At 66.7% G+C, this 11827-nt stretch carries 12 protein-coding genes; 1 reads left to right on the plus strand and 11 read right to left on the minus strand.

The features are described from left to right. The 5 genes from HGB10_11125 to HGB10_11145 form a co-directional block, all read right to left on the minus strand. A partial coding sequence (locus tag HGB10_11125; GenBank protein NTU72352.1) for a GNAT family N-acetyltransferase occupies nt 1-448 on the minus strand: 448 nt, incomplete at its 3' end. Between the two features lie 7 nt (nt 449-455). Beyond that, complete coding sequence (locus tag HGB10_11130) at nt 456-2063, minus strand: NAD+ synthase (protein NTU72353.1); 1608 nt, start codon at nt 2061-2063, stop codon at nt 456-458. A gap of 62 nt (nt 2064-2125) precedes the next feature. Continuing rightward, nucleotides 2126-2530, minus strand: coding sequence for a tryptophan-rich sensory protein (locus HGB10_11135; GenBank protein NTU72354.1), 405 nt, complete (start codon nt 2528-2530; stop codon nt 2126-2128). Continuing rightward, nucleotides 2527-2958: a PIN domain-containing protein gene (locus HGB10_11140; protein ID NTU72355.1), complete on the minus strand. Its 432-nt coding sequence runs from the start codon at nt 2956-2958 to the stop codon at nt 2527-2529. The genes HGB10_11135 and HGB10_11140 overlap by 4 nt, the downstream gene beginning before the upstream one ends. After that, nucleotides 2955-3197 carry an antitoxin gene (locus tag HGB10_11145; protein NTU72356.1) on the minus strand — a complete coding sequence of 81 codons (243 nt, stop codon included), beginning with the start codon at nt 3195-3197 and terminating at the stop codon, nt 2955-2957. The genes HGB10_11140 and HGB10_11145 overlap by 4 nt, the downstream gene beginning before the upstream one ends. 323 nt (nt 3198-3520) lie before the next feature. Between HGB10_11145 and HGB10_11150 the strand changes: the two genes are divergently transcribed. Beyond that, nucleotides 3521-4141 carry a hypothetical protein gene (locus HGB10_11150; GenBank protein ID NTU72357.1) on the plus strand — a complete coding sequence of 207 codons (621 nt, stop codon included), beginning with the start codon at nt 3521-3523 and terminating at the stop codon, nt 4139-4141. Between the two features lie 68 nt (nt 4142-4209). On the opposite strand, the gene HGB10_11155 is transcribed toward HGB10_11150, so the two are convergent. From HGB10_11155 to HGB10_11180, 6 genes are all read right to left on the minus strand, one after another. Beyond that, on the minus strand, nt 4210-6546 hold the full coding sequence (locus HGB10_11155; protein ID NTU72358.1) for a hypothetical protein: 2337 nt from the start codon (nt 6544-6546) through the stop codon (nt 4210-4212). Nucleotides 6547-6776: 230 nt separating this feature from the next. Further along, nucleotides 6777-7580: a tryptophan synthase subunit alpha gene (locus HGB10_11160; protein NTU72359.1), complete on the minus strand. Its 804-nt coding sequence runs from the start codon at nt 7578-7580 to the stop codon at nt 6777-6779. Beyond that, nucleotides 7573-8814, minus strand: coding sequence for a tryptophan synthase subunit beta (trpB, locus tag HGB10_11165; protein ID NTU72360.1), 1242 nt, complete (start codon nt 8812-8814; stop codon nt 7573-7575). The genes HGB10_11160 and trpB overlap by 8 nt, the downstream gene beginning before the upstream one ends. Before the next feature lie 5 nt (nt 8815-8819). Continuing rightward, the gene (locus tag HGB10_11170) at nt 8820-9458 is read right to left on the minus strand and encodes a phosphoribosylanthranilate isomerase (protein ID NTU72361.1); all 639 of its coding nucleotides are present in this window, start codon (nt 9456-9458) and stop codon (nt 8820-8822) included. 90 nt (nt 9459-9548) lie between these two features. Next, nucleotides 9549-10910, minus strand: coding sequence for a TrpB-like pyridoxal phosphate-dependent enzyme (locus tag HGB10_11175; GenBank protein ID NTU72362.1), 1362 nt, complete (start codon nt 10908-10910; stop codon nt 9549-9551). Between the two features lie 72 nt (nt 10911-10982). Further along, nucleotides 10983-11753 carry an indole-3-glycerol-phosphate synthase gene (locus HGB10_11180; GenBank protein ID NTU72363.1) on the minus strand — a complete coding sequence of 257 codons (771 nt, stop codon included), beginning with the start codon at nt 11751-11753 and terminating at the stop codon, nt 10983-10985. Nucleotides 11754-11827: the final 74 nt, after the last annotated feature.

Raw genomic sequence — 11827 nt, forward strand, 5'->3', positions numbered from 1 at the left:
CGAGGCGGTGCGGGATGCCGGTGAGCTCGCTCACGAACTCCTCGCCGAGCAGCTCGTAGCCGAGCGCCGCGTAGAAGCCGTACGCGCTATCCCGAGCGTTGAGCCACAGCTCGACCGCGCCCTGGTCCTGCGCACGCACCTCGAGCGCGACCATGAGCGCACGGCCCACGCCCGCACCGCGCACGGTGTCCGCGACGGCGACTTGGCGCACCTGGCGCTCGGTGTCGCCTGCCGACGGCAGCAGACGGGCGGTGCCGACGAGCTCGCCGCTGGGGGTCAGCGCTACGGCGATGACGGAGCCCGGCTCGGGGGTGAGCCACGGCGCGTCGGCGAGGTCGTGCTCCCACGCAAGCCCGAACGGCTCGTAGAGCACCGCCGAGCACAGGTGCGCGATCTCACGGTAGCGGTCCCAGTCGTGGTCGACGAAGGTGACGGTGACGCCGTTCATGCGCGCGCTACCCGCCAAACCTGTTCGTGACCGGCATGCGGCGGTCCTTGCCGAACGCCTTCGGAGTGATCTTGACGCCGAGGGGCCCTTGTCGGCGCTTGTACTCGGCGGTATCGGTGAGGCTGATGACGCGATCGACCATCTCGGCGGGGAAACCCATCGCGACGATGGAGTCTCGGCTGTCGTCCTTCTCGACGTAGTGCGTGAGGATCGCATCCAGCACCGGGTACGGCGGCAGCGAATCGGCGTCCTTCTGGTCGGGGCGAAGCTCGGCGCTGGGCGCCTTGTCGATGATCGCCGCGGGGATGAGCGGATCGGGCGTCGCCGCGTTGCGCCAGCGCGCAAGCTCGTATACGCGCGTCTTGAAGACGTCCTTGAGCGGCGCGAAGCCGCCCACCATGTCGCCGTAGAGCGTCGAGTAGCCCACCGAGAGCTCGCTCTTGTTGCCTGTGGCGAGCGTCAGCCAGCCGAACTTGTTCGAGAGCCCCATGAGCAGCGTGCCGCGCACGCGGGCCTGCAGGTTCTCCTCGGCGATGTCGGGCTCGCGACCCTCGAACGCGGGCGCCAGCGTCTCGAGGAACGCCTCGAACGGACCTTCGACAGACAGCTCACGCACCTCGATGCCGAGGTTTGCGGCCAGCTCAACCGAGTCGTCGATGCTTCCCGCCGATGAGTAGCGGCTCGGCATCATGACGCCGTGCACGTGCTCGGCACCCAGCGCGTCGACGGCGACGGTCGCTGTAAGCGCCGAGTCGATGCCGCCGGACAGCCCCAGCACGACGTCGGTGAAGTCGTTCTTGTGCACGTAGTCGCGCAGACCCGTGACGATCGCGCCGTATATCTCCTCGACCGGCCCGCGCTCCTGCGCGATGTAGCCCGAGGCGCCGAGCTTGGCACCGGGTACGAGGTCGGCGATCACGAGGTCCTCGGCGAACGCCTCGCCGCGGGCGATGACCTCACCGAGCGGCGAGATGATGACGCTGCGGCCGTCGAAGACGAGCTCGTCCTGCCCGCCCACGAGGTTGCAGTACGCGAGCCACAGGTTGTTGTCTCGTGCGCGAGCACACAGCATCGCCTCGCGCTCGGCGGCCTTGCCCGCGTGAAACGGCGACGCCGAGATGTTGAACAGCACGCTCGCGCCTTCCGTCGCCGCCTCGGCTGCGAGTTCGGGCACCCAGATGTCCTCGCAGATAGTGCTTGCGAGCATCGTCCCGCCCAGTTCGAAGACGCCCGGCAGCGTGCCCGGCGTGAAGTAACGCTGCTCGTCGAAGACGCCGTAGTTGGGCAGGCGCCGCTTGTAGTACGTCTGCAGCACGCGTCCGTTGCCGCACAGCGCGACCGCGTTGTAGAGCCTGTCGTCCTCTCGATCGATGAAGCCGACGAGCGCGGCGGTCCCACACGCCGCTGCGACATGCTCAAGGGCGATGAGCTGGTCCTCGATGAAGTGATCCTTGTAGACGAGGTCCTCGGGCGGATAGCCGGTCAGCGCCAGCTCGGGAAAGAGCGTGATGCCGGCGCCGGCCGAACTGGCCGACTGGGCGGCCTCGACGATGCGGCGCAGGTTGCCCTGCAGGTCGCCTACGGTGACGTTGATCTGTGCGAGCGCAACACGCATGCGGTGGCTCCGATTCGCTGTAACGGCGCTTAAGGGCGAGTCTACCCGAGAAGCCGAGCGGCTCAGCCCCGATTCGCGAAGGTTATCGACAACTGGAGCACCGTGGCGAGCGACACCCACACGAGGTAGGGCGCCAGCGGAGCCGCGATCCATTGCGAACCCGGCTTCCACACGAGCACCATCCACCACACGATTGTCGCCAGGATGATGAGGATATCCGCCGAGGCCAGCGGCAGGTTTCGCAGCCCGAACTGGATGGGCGTGAACGCGATGTTGGCGACGACGTTGACCACGAGCGGCACGAGCACGATGCGTGGCAGGTCGCCCTTGAGCACCTTGGCGACCGTCCCGACCACCGCTACCGCGATCAGCGGGTAGATGATCGTCCAGATGGTGCCGATCGTCTCGGGTGCGGGCGTCCATGACGGCTTGACGAGCGCGTCGTACCACGTGCGGAAGGCGGTCATGACTGGCCTTTCTCGATGGTGGCGATAGCCGCCAGAAGCGTCTCAGGCGAGAACACCGGAATACGAGCTGCAGCGAACCCGGCCGCGTCGCGCGTGACGATGGCTTCGGCGCCCGCTTCAAGCGCGGCTTCGTGCAAGACAGCGTCCTCGTAGTCGGCAAGCCCACCGGTGAGCGCTTTGCGCAGGGTGTGTCCGTCGACACGCGCTACCTCGAAGATCGCGAACAAGTCCTCGAGCACGGAGATGGCGCGAGTGGGGCCGAGCGCACGCGTACAGAAGTAGTGGACGGTCGTGACCGACGTGGCGCCGAGTACCCCGGTGATCAGCCCCTCCTCTGCGCGGCTGAACGTCGCGGCCGAGTCGCGGAAATGCAGCGGCCGCTGCAGCACCACATCGAGCACGACGTTCGTGTCGAAGAGCACCCTCACAGGTACTTCTCCTCCAGATACCGCCGGTAGTCGCTCTCGTTCAGCCCACTGTCCTTGAGAGCACCGAGCAAAGCGCGTGTGTGAGGGCCGAGCTCGCCCTCTTCGAAGGGACGCGGATTGGCCAACGCCGTGAAGTAGTCCGCGACCATGCGCGAAAGCGATGTGCCCCTGTCCTCTGCATATCGCTTGGCCGAATCGATCAACGCATCGTCCATGCGAAGCGTGAGCTTCGTCTTCATCCGAAACCTCCTGACGTACAACTCAATATTCAATTGTACGTCACCCCCTCTCTGACGGCGAATCGCGTGCTCAGGGGCTAGCATCGCATCTCGACCTTACCCGTCTCTTACCTGCGGAAACTTCCCAAGTGGCACCGGAATCGCTATTCTTTCCCTCGGCCGCCGCCCATCTGCAGCCAGAACGCGCAACACGTACCACGGGCGGAACGGCACGCATCGAGGCACCGACCGCTCTGCCGCGGTACGGCCCTTGACGCGTAATGCAGCCCAGAGAAAGGCACCGTGTGAAGGTAAGCAGTCGTGTTGCCCAGATGCCGTCCCACATGGGACGCGCCCTCCTCGCCATCCCCCTCGCGATGGCGATTCTGTTTGGGGCCTCAGTCGCCCCCGCCCATGCAATCGACCGCAAGACGGTCCTCAAGCGTGCGAACCGATGGGTCAGCAAGCGCGTCATGTACAGCCAGAGCCGCAAGTACGGCGGCTATCGGCGCGATTGCTCAGGCTTCGTCTCGATGTCGTGGAAGCTCAAGCGCTCCTACACGTCCTCATCGATCCGCTCGCAGGCAAAGCGCATCAAGACCTCCAAGCTCAAGCCCGGCGACATGATCCGTCGGCCCGGCCACGTCGAAATCTTCGGTGGCTGGAAGAACAAGAAGAAGCGCACCTACGTCTCTTACGAGGAGTCCTCGTGGGGTAAGCCGGCGCTCCGCCACGTGCAGAAGTTGCACCGCGGATCGACCGCATGGCGCTACAAGCGCATCAAGGACAAGCCGAGAAGCGCTCGCAAGCCCACCCCCAAGCCCGTGACGCCGCCGGTGACGCCCGAAGTCCCCGTGATCCCGCCCGTCGTGGATCCGAGCCTCGAGCCGACCGGATCGCTCACGCCCAGCGCCTCAGTCGAGGCGACCCTGCTGCCCGCACCGTTCGCAGCACTTCTGCCGTAGAACACAGTGCGGCCCCGCACCCCGCAGCGAGACTGCCGGGTGCGGGGCCGCTGGCTTGACTACGGTTCCTACTTGAACACGAACAGGGGCAGCAGCTTGGCGCGTACGCCCGTGCTGACGCCACTTCCATCGCCCAGGATGTAACAGCGCTGCGGACGGTTGCGCACGATCCAGGCGCGGGTGTTTGCCGAGAGCGTGTGCGTGCTCGTATACAGCAGCGGCGCGCCGTCGGCCCCGCCGAGCGCCCCGGCGCCGGCTGCAGCATCCGCAGGCCGACCGGTTACGCTGACGCCCTTCCCTGACAGCCAGCCGACTGACTTCGCCTTGTTGGCGACCGCGTAGGCGGTGTCGCCCGCCATCCCGCCGCTCCAACGCGAGGTCGAGTGGTTGCCATTCGCGACGTCGATCGCCTCGAGCGCCTGTGACGATACGGCCAACTTACCGCCGGCGACGATCGCTACCGGCTTGCCGATGTCGCGAATCGCATCCGTGGTCGAGTCAGGCACGTAGGCCCATCCCGTATACAGGATCGGATACCCCTTCGCACCCGCGATCGGGGCGAGGGTCGCAGCATCGTAGAACCCGGAGTAGCCGCGTCCATTGGCGAGCAGGACACGCGCCGGGTTCGCTCCGGTCTCGGTCTTGATCATGCGTGCGACCGAGGCGGCCGTTTCCCACCGAGTCGCGCCGCCGGCGCGCTTGAATACGGCGTCGCCCATGATCGTCTCGACCTTGGCCTTGACCGAGTCAGGGAGCGCGCTGGTTCCGCCTACAAGATAGACGGTGGGTTCGTACTTCGTGGCCGGCTTGCGAGCGGACCCCATGCGCCGACCGCCGATCCGCTCGAGCATGTCGCGCGTGGCAAGCGGCAAGGTGCCGCCGTACGTGTAAAGCACTGGCGCCTTGAGTGCACCGCCGAGACCGGCCGCGACGATTGCATCGGATGTGTGCGGGTACTCACCGTTGACGAGGATGATCCTCTCGGCCCACTCGAGATCATCGCCGAAGCGAGTCTCGGCGGCTTGCGCTGCGATGTAGGCACGATTGGGGCCCCACAACCGCACGACGGGCAGCTCGTAATCGGTGAGCGCGACGTCGGTCTCGCCGAACAGACCCGTCTCGGCAGTGGCACGAACGGTCGCCGACGTGCCGCTGCTCGGCGCGGTGAACGTTGCGGATGCCAGGCCATTGGCGTCGGTCTTGACCACAGAATCGTCGAGGGACCCGCCGTCGGGCAGCGACAGCGTGAGCGTCGCGTCGTCGGCGGGGGCGCCGTTCTCGTCGTACGCGGCCAGGTTGATGGTCGACGTGCCGCCACGAGCGATCGTGGCCGGAGTCGCCGTGACGTCGATCGTAGCCGGACCCATCACGTACTCGTTTGCAACCGGGTCCAGGCCGCCGTTGACGAAGCGATTGGTGAAGTACCACTGCAGAATGTCGTGGCTCTCGCGGGACCCGCCTGTCGACGCGGTGAACCCGAGGAACACGTCAGGGCCATAGCACCCGTACAGATCGACCGACTTGCTGAGCAGCGGCGCGCTGGGACGTATATCTGAGTTCGAAACGCGCACGTAGAGCATGTCGCTGTCGCCGTCGTACTCGATCCATGCATAGCCGGTGTCGCCGCCCTGCAAGATGAAGGACGGAACAGCAGTGACGGTCGACGTGACGGAACCGTTGAGGTCGATACCCACGTGATTGCCGTCGGGATCACCCACCGCACCGTTGGCGAATGTGTCGAACTCAACTGCGAGCGAGTCAGGTATGTCGCCATAACCCAGACCGCTGCCGACGCTGAACGCGGAGTTCGTTCCCGGCTGGATGCAGAACGTGAAGCCATCGGCTCCGCCCTCGAACGAGTCGGCGTCGTCGATTCGGAACGTGAACGCCGTCGCAAACGAGCCGCTGTCGCGCAGCGAGACCTTCTGCTTCCAGAACATGCTTCCCGCCTGATCGCCCAACGACGGCGTGAGGCGAACACCGCCGCCGCCGAGTGCGGCCGAGCCGTTGATCTTGTAAGACGCGATGGTCGTTGCGTCGAACGACCCGTACGCCGCGGTGATCTCGACCGGCTCGTCGGCGCCGAAGAACGCCCTGTACGTTGCGTCGTGGTTGATGTTTGTCTCTTGTCGGCTGGCGTTGGTCGACAGGTCGCTCCAGCGGACGAAGTGATAACCGGGCGAGGCTGTCGCCGTGACGGGAGTCGCATTCAAGCCCGCCAACACCGACTGCGGGGTGCTCCCGGTGATGGAACCGCCGGGCCCGGCGACGTAGGTGACGGAGTAGTAGATGAACCCGGATACGGCCGCTGCGGACGCGGGCACGATCAGCGCGAGTGCGAGTGCGAGACACAGCGCCCTTCCCGCGCGAGAACGCAGCGCATGGACAAGCTTCGATCCACTCATGAGCGGACTCCCTTTCCTCGCTCGGGCGTCGCCGCCCGAACCCAACGCAATCAAGATCCCCTGAGGAGTGTGTATCCCGAATGGGCTGCGCTGAATCTCGGCGATGACAGGGAGTGCAGGAAGGGCGGTGGATGGCGATGAATGGTCATTCAGAGCGGCTGAACGGCGGATTTCGGGCGTCTGCGCTCGCGAGACGCCGCCTTTCGCCTTCGCGACCGGCAGACGGACGGCTACCGCGCCGAGCGGACCGATTCGGCGAGCTCAGCCACGAATGCGCGCAGCTCATCGGCATCGCGCTGGCGACGGACGATGGCACTGCCAACGACGACGCCGTCCGCGACAGCCGCGACGGCTGCGGCCTGCGCTGCGGTCGACACGCCGAAGCCAACCGCGACCGGCAGCTCGGTCGACGCTTTCACGCGCGCGACGAGATCCGCGAGCTCGGGCGGCAGTTCGGCCCGCTCACCGGTGACGCCGAGACTCGAGACGCAGTAGACGAACCCGCCCGACATCGTGCCGACCTTCGCGAGGCGCTCGGGTGTGGAGGTCGGGGCCGCGAGGAAGACGGTGTCGATCCCCGCTGACGCCGCGAGCCATGGGCCGGCCATGTCCGGGGGCAGGTCGGGCACGATGACGCCGGCGACATCGGCCTCGCGCATCGCGGCCGCCGCCTTGGGAAGCCCCATGCGCATGAGCGGGTTGAGGTAGCCCATCAGCACGAACGGTGGCGTGGGCGAGCCTGTCGGCATGGCTGCGCGCTGCTCAGCGAACTCACGCGCCAGATCGATGGTCTCGGCGAGACCGAAACCTGCCTCGCCGGCCGCTGCGCGAGCTTCATCGGCGGCTTCACGGATGACCGGGCCGTCGGCGAGCGGGTCGGAGTACGGGATGCCGAGCTCGATGACGTCGGCGCCCGCATCGGCGAGCGCGTGCAGCGCCGCAAGCGAGCCCTCGCGCGTGGGGTAGCCGCCCATGACGTACGCGACGAGCGAGGCCCGCTCCGCCGAGAACGCCGCCTGGAGCCGGCTAGTCAACGCCGAGACCCGCCTCACGCACGATGTCGATGTCCTTGTCGCCACGACCCGAGAGCGTCACGACCACAACCGCGTCGGGGCCGAGCTCTGCGGCGAGTCGCGGAAGCAGCGCGAGCGCATGCGAGGATTCGATCGCCGGGATGATGCCTTCGGTGCGCGTGAGCTGCTCGAATGCGGCGAGTGCCTCGGCATCGGTGACCGGCTCGTAGCGCACAAGTCCCTCGTCCTTGAAGTGCGCGTGCTCAGGACCGACACCGGGGTAGTCGAGCCCGGCGCTGATGCTGTACGCCTCGAGCGGGTTACCGGCGTCGTCCTGGAGTAGGTAGCTGTAGAAGCCGTGCATGACGCCGGGCGAGCCCTTTGTCATCGACGCGCCGGTCTTGTCGGTGTCGACACCCAGACCGGCCGCCTCAGCGCCCACAAGCAGTGGTCTGCCCAGAACGCCGCTGCCGTTCACGCTTGCTCCGAGCACGAACGGGTAGAAGGTGCCGATCGCATTGGAGCCGCCGCCCACGCAGGCGACGACGGCATCGAGCCTGTCGACTCCGCGCGCACCGCACTGGTCGATGATCTCGAGCCCGATCACACTCTGGAACTCGCGCACCATGAGCGGGTACGGGTGAGGTCCGACCGCGCTGCCGAGCACGTAGAACGTGTCGTCGACACGCTCAACCCAGTGCCGCAACGCCGCGGTGACCGCGTCAGCGAGCGTGCCCGTGCCCTCAGCGACCGGAATGACCTCGGCGCCGAGCAACTTCATCTTGTAGACGTTGAGTGACTGGCGGCGGATGTCCTCGACGCCCATGAACACGGCGCATTCGAGGCCCATGAGCGTGGCTGCGGTGGCTGTCGCCACACCGTGTTGACCCGCGCCCGTCTCGGCGATGACGCGCTTCTTGCCCATCCGCTTGGCGAGCAGGCACTGGCCGATGGTGTTGTTAATCTTGTGCGCGCCGGTATGGCAGAGGTCCTCGCGCTTGAGGTACACCGCGCCCAGACCGACCGCCTCGGCGAGGCGCTTCGCACGATACATCGGCGTGTGACGGCCGATGTAGTCGTGACGCAGGTCTTCGAGCTCCCCGGTGAACTCCGAATCCTCGAGCGCGGCTTCGAATGCCTCGGTGAGTTCCTCGAGCGCCGGGATGACCGTCTCGGGGACGAAGCGCCCTCCGTAGGCCCCGAAGAAGCCTGCGGCGTCCGGTCCCGAGTAGACGTTCTCGGCTGAAGGGAACATGTCGCTCATGCCTGTGCCTCCGCATCGGCAGCGCGCACGGCAGCGCAGAAGGCCGCCATGCGAGCGTGATCTTTGACCCCCGGCGATGCCTCCACGCCGGACGATACGTCCACGGCGAAGGGGCGAAGCGCGGCGATGCACTCCCCCACATTGTCAGGCGTAAGTCCCCCTGCGACAAACAAAGGAGCCCAGCCGGGAATATCGCCGATTGTTTGCCAGTCGAATGTTTGCGAGGTGCCGCCCGTTTTGTCGGTCACGAATGTGTCGAGAAGGAGGGCGTCGGCATGGTCCCGGTAGGGCTCCGCACTCTGGAAACCGAAATCCGTGCCAACGTGCAACACCTTGAAGGTGGCCGACGGAACGCTGTCGCAAAATGCCGGTGACTCGCTCCCGCACAGTTGCACCGCATCGAGTTTGCAGACAGCGACGGCAGCCGTGATCTCCTCGATCGACGCATCCGAAAAGACCCCGACCCGCAGCACGAACGGCGGCACATTCTCGAGCACGTCTGCCGCCTGTTCGATGCTGACCTGCCTGGGCGACGGCGCAAAGACGACGCCTACGGCATCTGCTCCGGCCGCTACCGCAGCGACAGCGTCCTCGCTGTTGGTCAGCCCACATATCTTGATGCGCGTGCTCTCCATTGCCTGTCTCTCTCTCGCGCCCGAGTGCGGGGTCCGGGGGATGGTGACCGGACCCCGCCTCGGGAGCGCGGGTGACTCGTGTCGACGGCGTTACTCGTGCAGGGTCGCGCCGGAGGCGAAGTCGAAGTCCTGCAGTTCGCCGGCGTTGTAGGCGGCGTAGGCAGCGAGATCGAAGTGGCCGTGGCCCGACAGGTTGAACAGGATGCAGCGGTCTTCGCCGGCGGCAGCAGCCTCCAGCGCCTGGTCGATGGCCGCGCGGATGGCGTGGCTGGACTCAGGGGCCGGCAGGATGCCCTCGGCGCGCGCGAACTGCACGGCGGCCTCGAAGCAGGCGGTCTGGTCGACGGCGATGGCGTCGGCTTCGCCCTCGTGCACGAGCTGGCTGACCAGCGGCGAATCGCCGTGGTAGCGCAGGCCGCCGGCGTGGATGCCGGGCGGCATGAAGTCGTGGCCGAGCGTGTACATGAGCATCTGCGGCGTCATGCCGGCCTCATCGCCGAGGTCGTACTTGTACTCGCCGGCGGTCAGCGTCGGGCACGCCTTGGGCTCGACAGCGAGCAGGCGCGCGTTGCTCTTGCCCTCGAGCTTGCGGTGGTAGTACGGGAACGCGAGGCCGGCGAAGTTCGAACCGCCGCCGACACACGCGATGACGACGTCGGGCTCGTCCTCGGCAAGCTCCATCTGCTGGATCGCCTCAAGGCCGATGATCGTCTGGTGCAGGCACACGTGGTTGAGCACCGAGCCGAGCGCGTAGTGCGTGTCGTCGTTCTTGAGCGCGACCTCGCAGGCCTCCGAGATCGCGATGCCGAGCGAACCGGTGGAGTTGGGATCCATCGCGAGCACATGGCGGCCGGCGTCGGTGAGGTTACTCGGCGACTTGTGGACGGTACCGCCGTAGGTCTCCATGAGGATGCGGCGATACGGCTTCTGGTCGTAGCTGACGCCGACCATGAACACCTCGACGTCGATGCCGTAGAGCGCACCGGCGATCGACATCGCGCTGCCCCACTGGCCGGCTCCGGTCTCGGTCGAGATCTTCGTGATGCCCTCGGCCTTGTTGTAGTAGGCCTGCGGGATGGCGGTATTGGGCTTGTGCGAGCCGGCGGGGCTGACGCCCTCGTACTTGTAGTAGATGCGAACGCCGGCCGGCAGGTTCAGGTCCTTCTCCAGCTGACGTGCGCGCAGCAGCGGCGACGGACGATACTCCTTGTAGACGTCGATGACGGCGCCGGGGATATCGATCCAGCGATCGGCCGAGGACTCCTGCTTGAGGACCTCCATCGGGAAGAGCTTCATCATGACTTCGCCGATCTGCTCCGGCGCAAGCTCGACACCATCAGGCGTGACGACCTTGGGCGGCGCCGGCGGGGTCTTGAGGTCCGGGATGATGTTGTACCAGGCCTCCGGGATGTGCAGTTCGTCGAGTCCGAATCGGGTCTTATCTGACGGCATTGTGGTGCTCCTTTCAGTGCGGTTCAGTACGGTCACAAGCGTTCACGAGCAGGCCTCAACCACATCTATCGCTCACGGGCTCTTCGCGACGCCCGTCAACCTTTCCAGTACGTCCTCCGGATATGCGGACCGCATAAGCGTCTCGCCGACAAGAACGGCGTCTGCGCCCGCTGCGGCCGCTGCCACGACGTCAGCGCGGGTCTTCACGCCGCTGGCGGCGACGCGCGTGACTTCATACCTACCCAACTCGCCGATCAGTGCCCGCGCGCCCTCGGGGTCGACCTCGAGCGTGCGCAGGTTGCGGCTGTTGACCGCGATGAGGCCCGAGCGGACACCGAGCGCGATAGGGATCTCATCGGCACTGGCGACCTCGACGAGCGGCGTGAGACCGAGAGTCTCGGCGGTGTGGGCGAAGTCGCGTGTCATGTGGCCGAGCACGCTGACCGTGAGCAGCACCGCATCGGCGCCGTGGCCGCGGGCGACGAACAGCTGCACGGGGTCGACGATGAAGTCCTTGCACAGCACCGGTACGTCGACCGCGTCAGCCACATCCGAAAGGTCGGTGAAGCTGCCGCCGAAGAACTCGGGCTCCGTGAGCACGCTGATGCATGCCGCGCCGCCGTCCTGATAGTGCAGAGCCTGCTTGCTCGCCTCGCAGTCAGGCGCGATGGGGCCGGCGCTGGGCGACGCCTTCTTGACCTCGGCGATGACGGCGACGTCGCTGCGGTTGGTGAGCGCGGCGATGAAGTCGCGCGGCGGGCGGGCGCAGCACGCGAGTCGCTCGCGGTCCGCCGGCGTCAGCCCGCCGTACTCGGCGAGGATGCGCTCGCGGCGGCGCGCCATGACGGTCTCGAGGAAGTTGGCGCTCACGACGCGCTCCCGTCTGCGGGCGCGGCCTGCGCCGCCGCTGCAGCGAG

The organism is Coriobacteriia bacterium (assembly GCA_013334745.1).
Classification (GTDB): Bacteria; Actinomycetota; Coriobacteriia; order Anaerosomatales; family JAAXUF01; genus JAAXWY01.